Consider the following 18330-nt stretch of genomic DNA (forward strand, 5'->3'; position numbering starts at 1 on the left):
AAAATAAGGGAGCCATCAGGCTCCCTCGTTGTTTGTGTGCAGATCAGTGCGCGGTGCTGTAACGGCGAACGCCGTTTTCCACCGCCGGAATCTGCGCGGCGGTGCTGCCGGAGGCCTGGAACAGCACCAGATGTTCCGCCGCCACCCGAATCCCGACATCCGCACCCACCTGATGGTCGGCATGGCTCGGGAAGATCGATTCCAGCTGTGCGCCGGTCGATAGTTGCAGGCGATACAGGGTCGAAGCGCCGAGGAAGGTCTTGCCGACGATTCGCGCTTTCAACCCGCTGTCCGGCGCGTAAACGATGTCGTCCGGACGCAGCAGCACATCCACCGCGCCACCGATCGGCCAGGTGTAGGCGCGATTGCCGCGCAGTTCACCGAGTTCGGTCTGCACCGATTCCGGGCTGCCCAATTGGCCGCGAATGAAGTAACCCTGACCGATAAAACTGGCCACGTACGGTGTCGCCGGCTCGTGATAGAGGTTGTAGGGCGTGTCCCACTGCTCCAGCCGGCCTTCCTTGAACACACCGACGTGATCGCTGACGGCGAAGGCTTCTTCCTGATCGTGAGTCACCAGAATCGCACTGGTGCCACGGGTCTTGAGGATGTCGCGCACTTCATGGCTGAGCTTGCGTCGCAATTCGCCATCGAGGTTGGAGAACGGCTCGTCGAGCAACAACAGTTGCGGCTCCGGCGCCAGGGCGCGGGCGAGGGCGACACGTTGTTGCTGGCCGCCGGACAGCTCATGGGGGAAGCGTTTGCCGAGGTTCTTCAGGTTGACCAGTTCCAGCAGCTCCTCGGTCACGCGCTCCTTGTTCGGGTGCTTGCGGATGCCGAAGGCGATGTTGTCCGCGACACTCAGGTGCGGGAACAGCGCGTAGTCCTGGAACACCATGCCGATCCGGCGTTTTTCCGGGGCGAGGGTGAAACCGGCGCTGGAGATCACTTCACCGCCGAGAGAGATTTCTCCTTCGTGCACCGGTTCGAAACCGGCAATCGCACGCAGGGTGGTGGTCTTGCCGCAGCCGGAGGAGCCAAGCAGGCAGCCGATGTCACCGGCGTTGAGGTGCAGATTGAGGTTCTGCACCACACGTTGATCTTGATAGCCGCAAGCGAGGTTGCGCAGGTTCAGCAGTAATTCATGACTCATGCGTGGTGATATGCCGGTTCGACAAGGAACTCGAGCAGGGCCTTCTGTGCGTGGAGACGGTTTTCTGCCTGATCCCAGGCGACGGAGCGCGGGTCATCGAGCAGGTCGAGGCTGATTTCCTCTCCGCGGTGAGCGGGCAGGCAGTGCATGAATAGCACGTCATCGGCTGCCAGGTCGAGCAGGGCACGGTTGACCTGAAACGGCGCAAACAGCTTCAGGCGCTTGGCGGTCTCCTCTTCCTGGCCCATGGAGGTCCAGACGTCGGTGCTGACCAGGTGCGCGCCACGCACGGCGTCTTGCGGGTCGCGGACGATGGTCACGCGGTCACCGGCCTTGGCCACGAACTCAGGGTTTGGTTCGTAGCCTTCGGGGCAGGCCACGCGCAACTGAAAGTCGAACTGGATCGCCGCTTCTATATAGCTGTTGCACATGTTGTTGCCGTCGCCGATCCAGGCCACGGTCTTGCCCTGGATCGAGCCGCGGTGTTCGAGGAAGGTCTGCATGTCGGCCAGCAACTGGCACGGGTGCAGGTCGTCGGACAGACCGTTGATCACCGGCACGCGGGAGTTGGCGGCGAATTCGGTCAGGGTGCTGTGGGCAAAGGTACGGATCATCACCGCATCGAGCATGCTCGACATGACGATGGCGCAGTCGCCGATCGGCTCGCCGCGGCCCAGCTGGGTGTCGCGCGGCGACAGGAAGATCGCCTGGCCGCCGAGCTGGATCATGCCGGCTTCGAAGGAGATGCGTGTGCGGGTCGAGGATTTCTCGAAGATCATCCCCAGGACGCGGTTTTTCAGAGGCTCGAACAGTACGCCGCGGTTACGCAGGTCCTTGAGCTCAACGCCTCGACGGATCACGCTGACCAGCTCTTCGGGCGTGCAATCCATCAGGGAGAGAAAGTGCCTTGCGCTCATCATTGACTACCTTTTTGCTACAAACCGCAGATGCTCAAAGCCTTGTTTATCGGAACAACGGGCGAGACCTGCGGCGTAAGCCGCACGGGGGCGACGAAATAGGGGAAGGCGCGATATTGACACTAAATGTCGCGTTTTTCCAATAGGCTACGGTTTTTGCAGAAATGTGCCGGGGTGATAACAGTGCGAACACTGTGATTTCCGGTCAGTTTTCGAGAGGGCAGCGAGGTCTTTGTACACTGGCCCCACCGGGCTTGGCAATCCGCCGCGGCGGGGATGGCACCGCTCTGGTCGGTTTGCGACCGGTGAGCCACCGGTTCGCTTGGTCGGATGCGCAGGTTGAAACATTTGCTAAAGCAAAGTGCTGGGTTATAAATAAATCACGAGCGACGCAGGAAGCCTCCGCATGGAATCGAAAGAAAAACTGTTAATGGAACTGCTGGGCCACACGGCACGCTCATTGACCCACCTCACCGCCTCGATGACCTCGATGTCCTTCGAACTGATGCGCAGCGAAGACGACGTTGTCAAGGCCGCCAGTCGACAGATGATCGACCGGATGGCGACCATCAGCGCCGGGCTCGACGAGCATTGGCGACTGATCGGCGAACTCACCGGCGTCCACGTCGCCCACGAGCAGATCGAGACCATCCAGGAAATCCAGCTGGCCGCGCCGCCACAGCTTCCGGCGAACTGACGCGGGTCTATCGGCGGGCCTGATGGCCGCCGATTCACAAGACGAACGTCGCTGGCGCTGCATCGGGCTGCGGGCCATAGTTTTGTTCCCGCAGGCGTGATTGCCTGCCCAGAACAAGACAGAGACTGGCCATGACCAAGACTCTCCATCACCGTGCCTGCCACCTGTGTGAAGCCATCTGCGGTTTGACCATTGAAACCACCGAAACCGACGGTCAGGTGCAAATCACCTCGATCAAGGGCGATGCTCAGGACACGTTCAGTCGTGGGCACATCTGCCCCAAGGCCGTGGCGCTGCAAGACATCCAGAACGATCCGGATCGCCTGCGCCAGCCCATGCGCCGGGTCGGCAACGAATGGCTGCCCATCGAGTGGGACGAAGCGTTCGAGCTGGTCGCCGAAAAACTCTCGGCGATTCAGGAGCGTCATGGGCAGAACGCGGTTGCCGTGTATCAGGGCAATCCCAGCGTGCATAACTATGGGCTGATGACCCACAGCAATTACTTCCTCGGCCTGTTGAAAACCCGTAACCGCTATTCGGCGACGTCGGTCGATCAACTGCCCCATCACCTGACCAGCTATCTGATGTATGGCCACGGCTTGCTGCTGCCGATCCCGGATATCGATCACACCGATTTCATGCTGATTCTGGGCGGCAATCCGCTGGCGTCCAATGGCAGCATCATGACCGTGCCGGATGTCGAGAAGCGTCTGAAGGCGATTCAGGCCCGGGGCGGCAAAGTGGTGGTGGTCGATCCTCGGCGCAGCGAGACGGCGGCGATGGCCGATCAGCATCTGTTCGTGCGTCCCGGTGGCGATGCGGCGTTGCTGTTTGGTGTGCTCAATACTCTTTTCGCCGAGGGCCTGACTTCGGACAGTCATCTGCCGGTGGATGGTCTGGACGAGGTTCGCGCGGCGGTAGCGGGTTTCACCGCCGAAGCCATGAGCCCGTTGTGCGCCGTTCCCGCCGAACAGATCCGCCAACTGGCCCGGGACTTCGCCGCTGCACCAAGTGCCGTTTGCTACGGCCGGATGGGGGTTTCCACTCAGGCCTTCGGCACGCTGTGCCATTGGGTTGTGCAGTTGATCAATCTTGTCACCGGCAACCTGGACCGCGTCGGCGGTGCCTTGTGTACCGAGCCTGCGGTGGATCTGGTGGCGTCGACCTCGGGCGGGCATTTCAACAAATGGCAGAGCCGCGTATCCGGGCGTCCTGAATACGGCGGCGAGTTGCCGGTCTCGGCGCTGGCCGAGGAGATGCTCACCGAAGGCGAGGGGCAGATTCGCGCTTTGATCACCGTGGCCGGTAACCCGGTGTTGTCCACGCCCAATGGCCGGCAGCTGGAGCAGGCGCTGGACGGGCTGGAGTTCATGGTCAGCGTCGACCTGTATATCAACGAAACCACCCGTTACGCCGACCTGATCCTGCCGTCGACCTCGGCGCTGGAGAACGATCACTACGACACCACCTTCAACCTGTTCGCCGTGCGCAACGTCAGCCGTTTCAATCGGGCGATCCTCGCTAAACCGGAGGGGGCACTGCACGACTGGGAGATCTTCGTCGGCCTGGCCAGGGCCTTTGCCGCGAAGACCGGCAAGGAGCTGAAACCGACGATGGCGCCGGCGAAGATGATCGATATGGGTTTGCGCATGGGCGCCTATGGCGATGCGTCCGAACACAAATTGTCGCTGGCGACGCTGTTCGATCATCCACATGGCGTTGATCTGGGAGCACTGAAGCCCAACCTGACACCGCGATTGAAGACCGCCAATCAACGAGTTCAGGCGGCGCCGCCGGAAATCCTCGCCGACCTGGCGCGCTTCGCCGCGTTGCAGGCGCCGGCCGCTGATGAGCTGTTGATGATCGGCCGCCGTCATGTACGCAGCAATAACTCGTGGATGCATAATTACCATCGACTGGTGAAGGGCAAACCGCGTCATCAGCTGCTGATGAACCCGGACGATCTCGCCAGTCGCGGGCTCAGTGATGGTCAGCTTGTGCGGGTCAGTTCGCGGGTCGGGCAGATCGAGGTCGAGGTGCTGGGCAGCGCGGACATGATGAAAGGCGTGGTCAGCCTGCCGCACGGATGGGGCCACGCCCGTCCGGGTGTGCAGTTGGCGATTGCCAGCGGTCAGCCGGGCTCCAGCGCCAATGACCTGACCGATGAATGCCAGCTCGACGAGCTGTCAGGCAATGCGGCGCTCAACGGTGTGCCGGTGACCGTGGCAGCGGCTTGAGCATGTCTGTCGGGGAGACCGAGCAGGGCGCTCGGGATTCCGTTACAATGCGCCACCGTGCCGACCCATGAGTCGGAAAGTTCAGCCGAGGTGCTCCATGGATATCATCGAAACGATTAAAGAGCAGATTGCCAACAACACCATTCTGCTTTACATGAAAGGCTCGCCGAATGCCCCGCAGTGTGGCTTCTCCGCGAAAGCTGCGCAGGCTGTGATGGGCTGTGGCGAGAAGTTCGCCTACGTCGACATCCTGCAGAACCCGGAAATCCGTGCCAACCTGCCGAAGTACGCCAACTGGCCGACTTTCCCGCAGCTGTGGGTAGCCGGTGAACTGGTCGGCGGCAGCGACATCATGGCTGAAATGTTCGCCAACGGTGAGCTGCAGACCCTGGTCAAGGAAGCATCCGCCAAGGCTGCTGCGGCCAAGTCCGAAGCCTGATTGGTTTCTGTCCGGACTTCGGCAACCCTGAAGTCCAGGCAATAAAAAGCCCCTCCTCTCGAAAGAGGGCGGGGCTTTTTAGTGTCTCGAGTTTAGCGCTGGCTGATTACTCGTCTTCGCCCATCTGCGATTGCAGATAGTTCTCAAGACCGACTTTATCGATCAGGCCCAGTTGGGTTTCCAGCCAGTCGATATGTTCTTCTTCAGATTCCAGGATGTCTTCGAGCAGTTCGCGGCTGCCGAAGTCACCAACGGATTCGCAGTGGGCGATGGCGACCTTCAGGTCAGCATGGCCGGTCTTCTCGATACGCAGGTCGCACTCCAGCATTTCCTTGGTGTGCTCGCCGATGTGCAGCTTGCCCAGATCCTGCACGTTCGGCAGGCCTTCGAGGAACAGGATGCGCTTGATCAGCTTGTCCGCGTGCTTCATCTCGTCGATGGATTCGTGGTACTCGTGCTTGCCGAGCTTGTTCAGGCCCCAATCTTCATACATGCGCGCATGCAGGAAGTACTGATTGATCGCGACCAGCTCATTGGCAAGGATCTTGTTGAGATGCTGGATGACTGTTACGTCGCCTTTCATGATGGGAGTCCTGCCCTAAGTAGCGGTATATAAGGCAGAGTTTGAGCTTGGTGTTTATAAGTGTCAAACCTAAGTTATTGAATAATAAATGAAAATTAATCGGAATAAGAATGTTTGTGTTCCGCGTCTAGACGCTAAGCAGTTGATTTTCAGGCATAAAAAAACCGGACTTAAGTCCGGTTCTTCGAAATCGGGATAATTACGCGGCTGTAAATTCTGCCGGGTAGGGGATCGCGGCCTGGGCGGTTTGCAGCTTGGTCAGGGTTTCGCGAACCACTTCCTTCGCCAGGCACGCACATTTGCCGCATTGGCTGGCTACGCCGGTGGCCTGACGGACTTCTTTATAGCTGCAGCAACCTTCATAGATCGCTTCGCGGATCTGTCCGTCGGTGACGCCAGTGCAGAGGCAAACATACATAAGTGAGAACCGTCGCTGGTTGTGACTCAATTGCGATGGATCTTAATGTTAACGAGAATGATTGTCAAAGTGCTTTCCGAAGGGTTTTCATCGCCAACGGCTGTGACTGACGAACGGTGGTGCATGGCTGAATGCCAGCCGGGATTTCGCGAAAAACCGTTAAGGCCAGTCCAAAAACGCAGTGTATGATGGTCGGCCCTTGCGAAGGGGGTTCGTGTCACAGGGCTGTCGCCTGAGGGTGGCAGGCTGGCCCGGACCCTGAACTTCAAGTTTCTACACCAGGAGATATCAATGAGCGTACTCGTAGGCAAACAAGCCCCTGACTTCACCGTCCCGGCCGTACTCGGCAATGGCGAGATCGTTGACAGCTTCACTCTGTCCTCGGCCATCAAAGGCAAATACGGCCTGGTATTCTTCTACCCGCTGGACTTCACCTTCGTCTGCCCGTCCGAGCTGATCGCCCTGGACAACCGCATGGCCGACTTCAAGGCTCGCAACGTTGAAGTGATCGCCGTATCGATCGACTCGCACTTCACCCACAACGCCTGGCGCAACACCCCGGTCAACAATGGCGGCATCGGCCAGGTGAAATACACCATGGCTGCCGACATGAAGCACGACATCGCCAAGGCCTACGACGTTGAGTCCGAAGGCGGCGTGGCTTTCCGTGGCGCGTTCCTGATCGACGACAAAGGCGTTGTCCGCTCGCAGATCGTCAACGACCTGCCGCTGGGCCGTAACATGGAAGAGCTGATCCGTCTGGTCGACGCGCTGCAATTCCACGAAGAGCACGGCGAAGTCTGCCCTGCCAACTGGAAAAAAGGCGACAAAGGCATGAACGCTTCGCCAGAAGGCGTTGCGGCTTACCTGACCGAGAACGCTGCTGCCCTGTAAGGCGCATCGTCGAGGTACAAAAAAACCGGCTCTTGAGCCGGTTTTTTCATGCGCGGGATTTAACCCGGCGACCCTCAGTCGTCGAAGTCTTCCCAGCCGCCCATCTGTTTCCAGCGGTTGACGATGCCGCAGAACAGCTCGGCCGTCTTCTCGGTGTCGTAACGCGCCGAATGCGCTTCACGGCCATCGAAGTCGATGTCGGCTGCCTGACAGGCCTTGGCCAATACGGTTTGACCGTAAGCCAGACCGGCGAGGGTCGCGGTGTCGAAGCTGGAGAACGGGTGGAACGGATTGCGCTTCATGTCCAGTCGCGCGACGGCGGCGTTGAGGAAACCGAGGTCGAAGCTGCTGTTGTGGCCGACCAGGATCGCCCGCTTGCAGCCGTTGGCCTTCAAGGCCTTGCGCACGCCACGGAAGATGTCGGTCAGCGCCGTTTCTTCGCTGACGGCCATGCGCAACGGGTGATCGAGCTTGATCCCGGTGAACTCCAGTGCCGCCGCCTCAACGTTGGCACCTTCGAACGGCTCGACGCGGAAGAAGTAGGTGTGATCAGGGTAGACGAAACCCTTTTCATCCATGGCGATGGTGGTCGCGGCAATCTCCAGCAGAGCGTCGGTGGCCGAGTTGAAGCCACCGGTTTCTACGTCGACGACAACCGGCAGGTAGCCGCGAAAGCGTGCTGCCATTGGATGGCGCGAACCGCCGCCACCTTGACCGTCCAGTTCGTCGTCGAAATGGTCTTCACTCACGCGTGTTCCTCCAGCAGGCGCCAGCGCAGTTTTTCACCGGCGCGCAGCGGGATAACGGTCAGCTCGCCGAAAGGCAGGCTGGTCGGGGCGGTCCATTCGTCACGAACCAGGGTGATGCGATCGGTGTTCGCCGGCAGGCCGTAGAAACGTGGGCCGTTGAGGCTGGCGAATGCTTCGAGCTTGTCCAGCGCATTGCGCTGTTCGAAGGCTTCGGCATACAGCTCGATGGCGGCGTACGCGGTGTAGCAGCCGGCGCAGCCACAGGCGGCTTCCTTGGCGTGCTGGGCGTGCGGCGCCGAGTCGGTGCCGAGGAAGAACTTCGCGCTGCCGCTGGTGGCGGCGTCAAGCAGGGCTTCCTGGTGCGTGTTGCGCTTGAGGATCGGCAGGCAATAGAAGTGCGGCCGGATCCCGCCCACCAGCATGTGGTTGCGGTTGTAGAGCAGGTGATGCGCGGTGATCGTTGCGCCGACGTTTGCGGACGCCTCGTTGACGAACTGCACGGCATCGCCGGTGGTGATGTGTTCGAACACCACTTTCAGCGTCGGGAAACGCTCGACCACGCGGCGCATGTGCTCGTCGATGAAGATTTTTTCGCGGTCGAACACGTCGACGTCGCCACGGGTGACTTCACCGTGGATCAACAGCGGCATGCCGACTTCGGCCATGGCTTCCAGCGCCGGGAAAATCTTGTCGATGCTGGTGACCCCGGAATCGGAGTTGGTGGTGGCGCCGGCCGGGTACAGCTTGGCGGCGTGCACGAAACCGCTGGCCTTGGCCTCACGGATTTCTTCGGGCTGGGTGCGGTCGGTGAGGTACAGCACCATCAGCGGCTCGAAACGACTGCCGGCCGGGCGGGCAGCGAGAATCCGCTGGCGATAGCCGTCGGCTTCAGCGGCGTTGCGCACCGGAGGTACCAGGTTGGGCATGATGATGGCGCGACCAAAGGTGCGCGCGACATCCGCAACGGTATTGGTCAACACGGCACCATCGCGAAGATGAATGTGCCAGTCGTCGGGACGCAGCAGGGTCAGGCGGTCGGACATGAGGGGATTCCAGGCGGGTCAAACTGAGGCGAATGCTACCGGAAAAGACTCTTGCAGGCACTCGCTATCAAGTTTTGCGACGAGCGTCCGATATCCCATAGGTATGCCGTAAAGATGTATGTCTCGGTCTTTTTTGTTGTAGAAGCCAATGGAGCCTCCCGTGCGCCAGCGATATTTAGCCTTGCTCAGTGTGTTTGCCAGCCTTCCCGCGATGGCACTGACCTACCAGACTCGTCTGGAGAACATTGAGTGGACGGTCGAGGGCGACAAGTTCGAGTGCCGTCTGACGCAGCCGATCACCGACTTCGGCTCGGGGCAATTCGTGCGCAAGGCCGGCGAGCAGGCGACCTTTCGCCTGAACGCCTACAACGCCATGCTTGGCGGCGGTTCGGCGACTTTGCTGGCGGCGGCTGCGCCGTGGCAGCCGGGGCGTGGCGACATCAATCTGGGCACGGTTCGACTGGGCAGCGGCAACGTGCTGTTCAACAGTTCGCAGTCCCAGGCCGGGCAACTGATCAGCGGGCTGATGGACGGTCGCAGCCCGGTGGTGCGCCGGGCATCGGGCGATGGTCGGGTGTCTGAAGTGCGCCTGTTGCCGGTCAAGTTCAGCAAGGCGTTCAATGACTATCAGACCTGCGTGGCGAAACTGCTCCCGCAGAATTTCGATCAGGTCAAACAATCGCAGATCGGCTTCCCCGGCGAAGGCATCGAGCTGGACGCCGCCGCCAAGGCCAAGTTGCAGGTGATGCTCGAATACATGAAGGCCGATCCGACGGTCAATCACATCGAGCTCGACGGCCATTCCGACAACAGCGGCAATCGTCTGACCAATCGTGAGCTGTCGCGCCGTCGTGCGCTGGCCGTGGTTGATTTCTTCAAGGCCAACGGCATTCAGGAATCGCAGATCACCGTGCGTTTCCATGGTGAGCGCTACCCGTTGGTCCCGAACACCAATGCCGCCAACCGGGCCAAGAATCGCCGGGTCAACGTGCACCTGGCGCGGGTGGCACCGACTACCGCGCCAGCGCCTCAGGCCAGCACTCCGGCCAACACGGCGGCGACTTCCTGACCTGCCGGTCATCGTCGCCCTCTCGACAGATTCTGTCGCTTTGTCGTCTTAAGCTGTCGCGCCTCTGTAAATTATCGCGTTTGGGCGGTAGACTCCTCGGCTTTCCGTAGAACCCCGTGGAGTGATGGCATGGCGGACGTAAACAAGGTCGTTCTGGCGTATTCCGGCGGCCTGGACACTTCGGTGATCCTCAAGTGGCTGCAGGATACTTATAACTGTGAAGTCGTGACCTTCACCGCTGACCTGGGTCAGGGCGAAGAGGTCGAGCCGGCTCGCGCCAAGGCGCAGGCCATGGGCGTCAAAGAAATCTACATCGACGACCTGCGCGAAGAATTCGTGCGTGACTTCGTGTTCCCGATGTTCCGCGCCAACACCGTTTACGAAGGCGAGTACCTGCTGGGTACTTCCATCGCGCGTCCGCTGATCGCCAAGCGTCTGATCGAAATCGCCAACGAAACCGGCGCCGACGCCATTTCCCACGGCGCCACCGGCAAAGGCAACGACCAGGTGCGTTTCGAACTGGGTGCCTACGCGCTCAAGCCAGGCGTGAAAGTGATTGCTCCATGGCGCGAGTGGGACCTGCTGTCCCGCGAGAAGCTGATGGATTACGCCGAGAAGCACGCGATCCCGATCGAGCGTCACGGCAAGAAGAAATCCCCGTACTCGATGGACGCCAACCTGCTGCACATCTCCTATGAAGGCGGCGTGCTGGAAGATACCTGGACCGAGCACGAAGAAGACATGTGGCGCTGGACCGTCTCCCCGGAGAAGGCTCCCGACACCCCGCAGTACCTGGAACTGACCTACCGCAACGGCGACATCGTCGCGCTGGACGGCGTCGAAATGACCCCGGCCACCGTACTGGCGACGCTGAACAAGATCGGCGGCGAGCACGGCATCGGCCGTCTGGACATCGTCGAGAACCGCTACGTCGGCATGAAGTCCCGTGGCTGCTACGAAACCCCGGGTGGCACCATCATGCTGCGCGCTCACCGCGCCATCGAATCGATCACTCTGGACCGCGAAGTCGCTCACCTCAAAGACGAGCTGATGCCCAAGTACGCCAGCCTGATCTACACCGGTTACTGGTGGAGCCCTGAGCGTCTGATGCTGCAACAAATGATCGACGCTTCGCAGGTCAACGTGAACGGCGTTGTGCGTCTGAAGCTATACAAGGGCAACGTCATCGTAACCGGCCGCAAGTCCGACGATTCGTTGTTCGACGCCAACATCGCGACCTTCGAAGAAGACGGCGGCGCCTACAACCAGGCCGATGCGGCGGGCTTCATCAAGCTCAACGCACTGCGCATGCGCATTGCTGCCAACAAGGGCCGCAAGCTATTCTGAGTCGTTGGTTCGGATGTGAAACAAAGGCCTTGTCGTAAGACAAGGCCTTTGTGTTTCCGGGCGCGCGGTACTTCAAACTGATCCGGATCCGTATTGGCGCTGATCTTGCTGCTCCCGCTTTCTGCGGGGCGTTCAAACCTTTTCCACCTGGATCATGCTCATTGAATCCACGTCGTAAGCAATGCAGTAGGCCGTTCCGGCAGCCTTCTTTGCCTGTTTAAACGATTTGAAGATGTTTTCTGTTAATGAAGCGTCCGATGTCGAGCGGGTCAGGAACAGGAATATTCTGAGTGAGTGCTTGGAAGAGTGTGGGATTTTTTTCAATAGCGCGTCTGTGTCAAATTCGGCAGTCCGTCCCCTGATATCAACGATATATAGCGTAGTTAAAAACTTTTGCAGTTTTACTGTGTGTAATTCTATATCGGTCTGTGTCGCTGTTTCATGCATGTGGGATCCAGTTTCCTCAAATGCCTTTAAAAAACTACTGTCGTTTTCAAAGTCTGAAGGTGCATAAAGGGATCGATAGTTGAAATTAAGAGTTATGAAGAACAGGAACGACAGGAAAAAAGGAAAGCTGATTAAAAGCCAAATGTAGATCTTCCGTTCTTCGTTATCCAGAAAGGGCAGGGAAACCGCTGCCGAGGTCTCCGTTATCAATGCAAATACGGCGATAATGCTGATGGGGTTGGTGATCTTTCTGTTGGGTTTTAACATGTGCTCTGCTCATGAAATTGCTGATCTCGTCATGGGGTTCTAGTGATTTGTATAGCTGGGTGTCGGGTTGGTGCTCCGACGCTAGTTAGCTGGTGTTTATCGGAAATACCGTTGAATTAATATAAGTATGTTGTTTCAGCTTTTTATTTCTTTCGGTGGGTTTGTTTTTTGTTGGATAGTTTTCGAGTGGCGATCGGCAGGGTGGCGGGCTTTATGTTCTTTTCAGGCTGGTATTTTTCTGGTGGTCCTTTTCTGTAGGAATAATCTTTATTGGCTGTAGGAGTTGTCTCTTGATGCCGGTGTGAATGAACTTCTCCATGCCATGAGTGAAATGACTGCGTTATTGTGCCGGTTCTAAAAATTCGAACAGCGAAACTGGACTTGCCCATGAATAAAGTGCTGATCGTGGATGATCACCCCGTCATTCGTCTTGCGGTGCGTATGCTGATGGAACGTCATGGCTACGAAGTCATTGCAGAAACCGACAATGGAGTGGATGCATTACAACTTGCCCGTGATCAGATGCCGGATATCGTAATACTGGATATCGGCATACCGAAACTGGATGGACTGGAAGTCATTGCGCGCCTTACGACAAGCGCGATGCCGTTGAAAGTACTTGTGCTGACATCCCAGTCGCCTGGGCACTTTTCCATGCGCTGCATGCAATCGGGGGCGGCGGGTTATGTTTGCAAGCAACAGGATCTGACGGAGTTGCTGAGTGCAATCAAGGCGGTACTGTCCGGATACAGCTATTTTCCGAATCAGGCGTTGCATACCGTGAGGACCAGCCTGGGAAATGCCAGCGAGGCCGATATGGTGGATCGCCTGTCCGGGCGTGAAATGATGGTGTTGCAGCAACTGGCGCGCGGCAAGACCAACAAGGAAATCGCCGACGGGATGTTCCTCAGCAACAAGACCGTGAGTACCTACAAGACCCGGTTGTTATTGAAGCTCAACGCGCGCTCTTTGGTGGATCTGATCGAACTGGCGCAGCGCAACGGTCTGGTCTGAGGTTTTCAGTGGCTGACGGATCATGGGCGGATCGGAATCAGCGAGTAGCAAAAAGAGAAAAGCCTCCGTTTCGGGAGGCTTTCAAATATCAGAGATCAAAGTCGTAATCGGCCAATTGCTTCTGCAACCGGCGCTCCTCAAGCAGGTTGTCGATGGTTCGGCGCTTGCTGAGATTGGTCTTGGCAACTTCAACCACCGGTTCGGCGTCTTCGGCTTCGGCAGCGATGAAATCGTCGTCTACATCCAGTTGTTCTTTGCTGTCAGTCATAAGGTCAACTCCAGGCTAAGACTGCCTTTGGCGCCCCTTATATCGATATTCCAGCGGATGGTAAAAAAGATTTTTTCAATCGATGAATCAATAACTCCAATAGCCGCTCAATCGTCGGAAGTCTTGTGCTTGTACTCGCACAAATCTTCGATCCGACAGCTGCCACAGCGGGGCTTGCGTGCCAGACACACATAGCGTCCGTGAAGAATGAGCCAGTGGTGCGAGTCGAGCAGGTAGTCCTTTGGCACGAACTTCATCAGCTTCTTTTCCACCTCGACCACATTTTTTCCCGGTGCAATGCCGGTGCGGTTGCTGACCCGGAAAATGTGGGTGTCAACGGCCATGGTCAACTGTCGGAACGCAGTGTTGAGCACGACATTGGCAGTTTTGCGGCCAACGCCCGGCAAGGCCTCCAGTTCTTCGCGAGTCTGCGGGACTTCGCCATTGTGCAGCTCGACCAGGAGACGACAGGTCTCGATCACGTTTTTGGCCTTGCTGTTATAGAGGCCGATGGTCTTGATGTATTCGGACAGTCCTTCGACGCCAAGGGCATGAATGGCCGCCGGCGTATTCGCCACCGGGAACAGTTTGGCCGTCGCCTTGTTCACCCCGACGTCAGTCGATTGCGCGGACAGAATCACTGCGATCAACAGTTCGAAAGGCGAAGAATACGCCAGCTCGGTCTTGGGTTCGGGGTTGTCCTCGTGAAACCGGCGGAAGATCTCCAGACGTTTTGCGGCATTCATGGGTGATGCGTTTCCTCGGGTAGGTCGGCAGGGCGAGTCCAGGCCTGACGGGCGGCCAGTAACAGTCCAAGCAATATAAAGGCGCCGGGAGCCAGCGTCGCGAAATGCAGGCCGTCGCCGAACAGAATCAAACCTTGCCAGTGATCCGACAGGTGATGGCCGATGCTGCCCTGACCAATCAGCTCACGCAACATCGCAAGCGCAATCATCAGCGCGACAAACAGGCCGCACAGCTTCAGCCGTGTGCGCACGGGTTGGCGAAAAAATCCATTGTGCTCCAGTACGACGCATTGCAAGCCAATCAGCCCTGCATAAAGACTGATCAGTTGATGCCACTGCATCGCACCGCGTTGCAGAAAAATATCGGCGCAGCCCGCCAGGGTTGCGGCCAGCACCAGGCTGACCGGCAACAGGCTCTCGCTGCTCAGGCGCGAGCGCAGCGGTGCCATGCACAAACCGTAAACGCCCACGACAACCGTAAACATCAACAGCGTCGCCAGCGCACCCGCCACGGAGTCGGTGGCTCCGATCAATAGCACCAGCATCATTGAATTCGACAGTGTCGCTGACGTGTTCATGGCGCGCTCCCGAGCAGGGCCGTCCGGTGTTCATCGAAGTAACGCAGGGCATCGTGGATGGCATTGATCGCCGCACGAGACGTAATGGTGGCGCCCGCGATCTGGTCGAACTGTCCCTGATCCTTTTTCAGAGCCCATCCGCTGTCCGTCGGCTGGCTGCTCGATTTTCCGCTAAAGCGCTGAAGCCAGCTGTTTGGCCAGTCACCGATATGCCCGCCCAGCGACGGCGTTTCGTTTTGCTCAAGGGTTTTCACACCGAGCAATCGGCCGTTGGCGTCGATGGCAATCAGCAACTGGATATTGCCGGCATAACCTTGGGCCTGGCTGCGCAGCAGCACCGCCACGGGTTGGCCGCTTTTGCTCGCCCGATAAGTGCCCAGCAACTGACTGTGGCTCAGGTTGATGTCGGTCAGCGCCAGAGGTTGTTCAAGCGGCTGATTGTCGTAACTGTCGGCCGGCAGCACGTCCAGCAGCTTGCGACTTTCAAGCAGACGCTGTTCGGCGGCGATCTGCGGCGCATTGCTGCGTTGCACCAACCATGTCACGCCGATGCCCAGCGCGCTGATCAACACCAGTGTGATCAGGCTGCTCGTGCGGTTCATGGTGCCACCTGCGCCTGACGGGCCATGGCGAAACGATCAAGCGCCGGCACGCACAGGTTCATCAACAGCACCGCAAACGCCACGCCATCGGGGTAACCGCCCCAAGTGCGAATCACATAAGTCAGCAACCCCACGCCCGCGCCGAACAACAGACGGGCGAGCGGGCTTTTTGCCCCCGACACCGGTTCAGTGACGATGAAAAACGCCCCGAGCATTGTCGCGCCGCTCAGCAGGTGAAACAGCGGCGAGCCGTGGGAGTCGGATCCCGAGCCGTTCCAGCACAACAGGCTGATCATGAACAAGCTGGCGAGCATGCCGACCGGCGCGTGCCAGCCAAACACTCGACGCTGCAACAGCAACAACCCACCGCCGAGGAACGCCAGGTTCACCCATTCGACGCCGTGCCCGCCAACGCGACCGAACGCCGGATCGCCGGCAAACAGTTCATCCATGGTCAGGCTTTTATTGATGCGCAGACTGTCCAGCGCGGTGGCCTGAACCCAGGCGTCCGGTTGCGCGCCCAGATTGAACACCTGGCCAAAAGCCGCCGTCAGCTCCATGCCGTGGGCCGGCCAGTGGGTCATCGGCTGAGGGAACATCACCATGGCCAAGGCAAAGCCGAGCATGGCCGGGTTGAAAGGGTTTCGGCCCACGCCACCGTACAGATGTTTGCCCAGCAGCAGGCCCGAGGCGATCGCCGTGACCGTCAGCCACCACGGGCAATAGGGCGGCAGCGCGATCGCCAGAAGCGTGGCGCTGACCACCGCGCTGCCATCGCTCAAGGTGGACTGCAGCGGTTGCCGGCGCAGATAAGTCACGGCAGCTTCAACCCCCAAACCCGTGACAACGGACAGGATCAGGTTGATCAGCACGCCCCAACCGTAAAACCAGAACAACGCCAGCCATCCCGGCAATGTCGCCAGCAAAACCAGCTTCATTGCCTGTTGCAGGCGCTCGTCTCTGGTTTCAATGGATGACATGGGCTTGTACCTGCCGCTCTGCTTCTTGCAGGCGGGCGCGAGCCTTTTCGAGGATGTCGGCGGGCGTGCCGTCGCGCCGTTGCAGTTTGTTCAGATCGGCGCGAGCGTAGGCCAGTTCGGTTTTCAGCTGACGCAGCTGATCGTCGATCGGACGTTTCTCGACACGCACAAGCTCCGGCGCCGGTTGATCACTGGCGGCTTCGGCATTGTGCAGCGCCCGTTCGGCGTCACGCAGCGCTTGCTCCAGCGCGGCGATCTCGGCTGGCGGGGCCTCTGCGGTTTGCGCTTTTTTCAGTTCGGCACGGCGCATCGCCAGCTGGATTTTTGCCCGTTTCAGATCGGCGTCCTTCGCCGGGGCGGCTGCTACTGGCGCAGGTGCCGCGTTGCTTTCCAGCTTCGCAAGTGCCTGTTCGGCCGCTTCGAACTGTTGTTGCAGGACGATCAGTTGCGATTGCTGATCGAAGGTCGGCGGATGACCGAAGGCCTTGAGCGACTTGTTCAATTGCGCCCGGCTCATGGCCACATCGATCTTGGCTTTTTTCAGCGCAGCATCGGCGGTCGCGGCTTTTTGCGCGCGGACCCGCTCCAGCGCCGCCTGCACCGGATCGAGCGCAGTGGCAGCGACTTCGACCTGAGCCGCGCGCTGCGCGCGGGCTTCGCGTTCGGCCTGCTTCTGCTGTTCTTCGCGTTGCAGACGAGCGTTGCGCCGTTCGAAGCGCTGGCGGGCGTGATCGCGTTTGGCCGCACGGGCCTGTTGTTCCTCAAGGCTGGTGGCCAGACCACCGACCACCGGCAGCGTGCCGAGCGGCAACGGGTGCATCTCGATGCAGTCGACCGGGCAGGGCGCCACGCACAGATCGCAACCGGTGCATTCGTCGATGATGACGGTGTGCATCAGCTTCGCTGCGCCGACAATGGCGTCGATCGGGCAGGCCTGAATGCATTTGGTGCAGCCGATGCATTCGGCTTCGCGGATGTAGGCCACTTGCGGCGGCGCCGAACCACGACTGATGTCCAGCTCGAGCACAGGAATTTTCAACAGTTCGGCCAGCGCCGCGATGGTTTCGTCGCCACCCGGCGGGCACTTGTTGATCGGCTCGCCGTCGGCAATGCCTTCAGCGTAGGGTTTGCATCCGGGATGGCCGCACTTGCCGCATTGGGTCTGCGGCAGCAGGGCATCGATGCGTTGAATCAGACTCATGTTTTGATCAGTCCACTGAATCCGAGAAAAGCCACGGCCATCAGTCCGGCGCCGATCAACAGGATCGGCAGGCCACGAAAGGGCAGGGGAATATCGTTGTCGGCTGTGCGTTCGCGCAAATCGTTGAACAGGCTCAACACCAGCCAGAAACCCAAGCCGGCGCCAAGGCTCAGCGCTGTCGCATGCAACAGACCCGTGTCCGCTTGCGCGTTGATCAGCGTCAGTCCCAGCACACCGGCATTGCCCAGCAGCAGCGGCCACAAACCATCGAATGGCAGAGCGGGGAGCCAATACGCCAACAGCTTCAGCAACGGCGTGATCAGCAAGATGCTCAACGGCATAAACACAAACAGGCGCAGGAATTCCAGTTGCAACGGCACCAGTAGCCAATGCCAGAGCACGTAACCCGCCACACCGACAAGCAGCATCAGACACAACGTCGCCAGCCCCAGCGCATGCACTTGTCGACGCTCACTGCCCAGCAGCGGATCGACGCCCAGCGGCCAGTGCAACACGAAGTTGTTGATCAGCGCAGCACTGAAGAGCGTAAGCACGAGTTCGGTCATGGTTCTGCCGGTGGGAGCGGGCGGGTGTCACTTAAGGTTAGGCATTATCCGGCAGCCGTGGAGGGCGGGCCAGATATGAAAAATCCCACAGGCGCACGGAGTACGCCTGTGGGAT

The 18330-nt window shown here is 59.2% G+C and carries 21 protein-coding genes; 7 read left to right on the plus strand and 14 right to left on the minus strand.

What is annotated here, in order from left to right; all coding sequences use genetic code 11:
• Positions 1 to 43: 43 nt before the first annotated feature.
• Together ACKUG4_RS26205 and argF are read right to left on the minus strand one after the other, a co-directional pair.
• The gene (locus ACKUG4_RS26205; RefSeq protein WP_445435140.1) at positions 44 to 1153 is read right to left on the minus strand and encodes an ABC transporter ATP-binding protein; all 1110 of its coding nucleotides are present in this window, start codon (positions 1151 to 1153) and stop codon (positions 44 to 46) included.
• A complete protein-coding gene (gene argF / locus ACKUG4_RS26210; protein ID WP_064599150.1) occupies positions 1150 to 2070 on the minus strand; it encodes an ornithine carbamoyltransferase in 921 nt (306 codons plus the stop codon). The genes ACKUG4_RS26205 and argF overlap by 4 nt, the downstream gene beginning before the upstream one ends.
• A 406-nt stretch (positions 2071 to 2476) precedes the next feature.
• On the opposite strand from argF, the gene plzR reads away from it, so the two are divergent.
• From plzR to grxD, 3 genes are all read left to right on the plus strand, one after another.
• On the plus strand, positions 2477 to 2767 hold the full coding sequence (gene plzR / locus ACKUG4_RS26215) for a PlzR type 4 pili assembly inhibitor (protein WP_085610874.1): 291 nt from the start codon (positions 2477 to 2479) through the stop codon (positions 2765 to 2767).
• Positions 2768 to 2898: 131 nt separating this feature from the next.
• Positions 2899 to 5004, plus strand: coding sequence for a molybdopterin oxidoreductase family protein (locus ACKUG4_RS26220; protein WP_445435141.1), 2106 nt, complete (start codon positions 2899 to 2901; stop codon positions 5002 to 5004).
• Positions 5005 to 5101: 97 nt separating this feature from the next.
• Positions 5102 to 5443 (plus strand): Grx4 family monothiol glutaredoxin, encoded by a 342-nt coding sequence (gene grxD / locus ACKUG4_RS26225; RefSeq protein WP_039765841.1) that lies wholly within the window; start codon positions 5102 to 5104, stop codon positions 5441 to 5443.
• A gap of 106 nt (positions 5444 to 5549) precedes the next feature.
• Here the strand turns inward: grxD and bfr are convergent, their stop codons facing one another.
• Together bfr and ACKUG4_RS26235 are read right to left on the minus strand one after the other, a co-directional pair.
• Positions 5550 to 6026, minus strand: a complete 477-nt coding sequence (gene bfr / locus ACKUG4_RS26230) for a bacterioferritin (protein ID WP_085684506.1) — start codon at positions 6024 to 6026, stop codon at positions 5550 to 5552.
• Between the two features lie 199 nt (positions 6027 to 6225).
• A complete protein-coding gene (locus tag ACKUG4_RS26235) occupies positions 6226 to 6444 on the minus strand; it encodes a bacterioferritin-associated ferredoxin (protein ID WP_007953193.1) in 219 nt (72 codons plus the stop codon).
• Positions 6445 to 6735: 291 nt separating this feature from the next.
• Between ACKUG4_RS26235 and ACKUG4_RS26240 the strand changes: the two genes are divergently transcribed.
• Positions 6736 to 7338, plus strand: coding sequence for a peroxiredoxin (locus ACKUG4_RS26240; protein ID WP_007953195.1), 603 nt, complete (start codon positions 6736 to 6738; stop codon positions 7336 to 7338).
• Positions 7339 to 7412: 74 nt separating this feature from the next.
• Here the strand turns inward: ACKUG4_RS26240 and rnt are convergent, their stop codons facing one another.
• Positions 7413 to 8087: a ribonuclease T gene (gene rnt, locus ACKUG4_RS26245; RefSeq protein WP_007953196.1), complete on the minus strand. Its 675-nt coding sequence runs from the start codon at positions 8085 to 8087 to the stop codon at positions 7413 to 7415.
• Positions 8084 to 9130, minus strand: coding sequence for a dihydroorotase (gene pyrC, locus ACKUG4_RS26250; RefSeq protein WP_039765844.1), 1047 nt, complete (start codon positions 9128 to 9130; stop codon positions 8084 to 8086). The genes rnt and pyrC overlap by 4 nt, the downstream gene beginning before the upstream one ends.
• A 160-nt stretch (positions 9131 to 9290) precedes the next feature.
• Between pyrC and ACKUG4_RS26255 the strand changes: the two genes are divergently transcribed.
• Complete coding sequence (locus tag ACKUG4_RS26255; protein ID WP_007953200.1) at positions 9291 to 10199, plus strand: flagellar protein MotY; 909 nt, start codon at positions 9291 to 9293, stop codon at positions 10197 to 10199.
• Positions 10200 to 10328: 129 nt separating this feature from the next.
• Positions 10329 to 11546 carry an argininosuccinate synthase gene (locus tag ACKUG4_RS26260; protein WP_007953201.1) on the plus strand — a complete coding sequence of 406 codons (1218 nt, stop codon included), beginning with the start codon at positions 10329 to 10331 and terminating at the stop codon, positions 11544 to 11546.
• Positions 11547 to 11678: 132 nt separating this feature from the next.
• Here ACKUG4_RS26260 and ACKUG4_RS26265 read toward each other — a convergent pair whose 3' ends face one another.
• Complete coding sequence (locus ACKUG4_RS26265) at positions 11679 to 12260, minus strand: hypothetical protein (RefSeq protein ID WP_085647250.1); 582 nt, start codon at positions 12258 to 12260, stop codon at positions 11679 to 11681.
• Between the two features lie 387 nt (positions 12261 to 12647).
• On the opposite strand from ACKUG4_RS26265, the gene ACKUG4_RS26270 reads away from it, so the two are divergent.
• Positions 12648 to 13274: a response regulator transcription factor gene (locus ACKUG4_RS26270; protein ID WP_007953203.1), complete on the plus strand. Its 627-nt coding sequence runs from the start codon at positions 12648 to 12650 to the stop codon at positions 13272 to 13274.
• 88 nt (positions 13275 to 13362) lie between these two features.
• Here ACKUG4_RS26270 and ACKUG4_RS26275 read toward each other — a convergent pair whose 3' ends face one another.
• The 7 genes from ACKUG4_RS26275 to ACKUG4_RS26305 all read right to left on the minus strand — a co-directional run bounded on the left by ACKUG4_RS26275 (position 13363) and on the right by ACKUG4_RS26305 (position 18215).
• Positions 13363 to 13542 (minus strand): PA3496 family putative envelope integrity protein, encoded by a 180-nt coding sequence (locus ACKUG4_RS26275; protein ID WP_039765850.1) that lies wholly within the window; start codon positions 13540 to 13542, stop codon positions 13363 to 13365.
• A gap of 107 nt (positions 13543 to 13649) precedes the next feature.
• Positions 13650 to 14288, minus strand: a complete 639-nt coding sequence (nth, locus tag ACKUG4_RS26280; RefSeq protein ID WP_445435142.1) for an endonuclease III — start codon at positions 14286 to 14288, stop codon at positions 13650 to 13652.
• Entirely contained in the window at positions 14285 to 14866 is a 582-nt protein-coding gene (locus ACKUG4_RS26285) for an Rnf-Nqr domain containing protein (protein WP_445435143.1), read from the minus strand. Before ACKUG4_RS26285 ends, nth begins: the two co-directional genes overlap by 4 nt.
• Positions 14863 to 15468: an RnfABCDGE type electron transport complex subunit G gene (locus tag ACKUG4_RS26290; RefSeq protein ID WP_445435144.1), complete on the minus strand. Its 606-nt coding sequence runs from the start codon at positions 15466 to 15468 to the stop codon at positions 14863 to 14865. Before ACKUG4_RS26290 ends, ACKUG4_RS26285 begins: the two co-directional genes overlap by 4 nt.
• On the minus strand, positions 15465 to 16448 hold the full coding sequence (locus ACKUG4_RS26295; RefSeq protein WP_445435145.1) for an RnfABCDGE type electron transport complex subunit D: 984 nt from the start codon (positions 16446 to 16448) through the stop codon (positions 15465 to 15467). The genes ACKUG4_RS26290 and ACKUG4_RS26295 overlap by 4 nt, the downstream gene beginning before the upstream one ends.
• Entirely contained in the window at positions 16435 to 17649 is a 1215-nt protein-coding gene (gene rsxB, locus ACKUG4_RS26300; RefSeq protein WP_445435146.1) for an electron transport complex subunit RsxB, read from the minus strand. The genes ACKUG4_RS26295 and rsxB overlap by 14 nt, the downstream gene beginning before the upstream one ends.
• On the minus strand, positions 17646 to 18215 hold the full coding sequence (locus ACKUG4_RS26305) for an electron transport complex protein RnfA (RefSeq protein ID WP_103387009.1): 570 nt from the start codon (positions 18213 to 18215) through the stop codon (positions 17646 to 17648). Before ACKUG4_RS26305 ends, rsxB begins: the two co-directional genes overlap by 4 nt.
• Positions 18216 to 18330: the final 115 nt, after the last annotated feature.

The sequence above is a fragment of the Candidatus Pseudomonas auctus genome, from assembly GCF_048654275.1.
GTDB lineage: Bacteria > Pseudomonadota > Gammaproteobacteria > Pseudomonadales > Pseudomonadaceae > Aquipseudomonas > Aquipseudomonas pharyngis.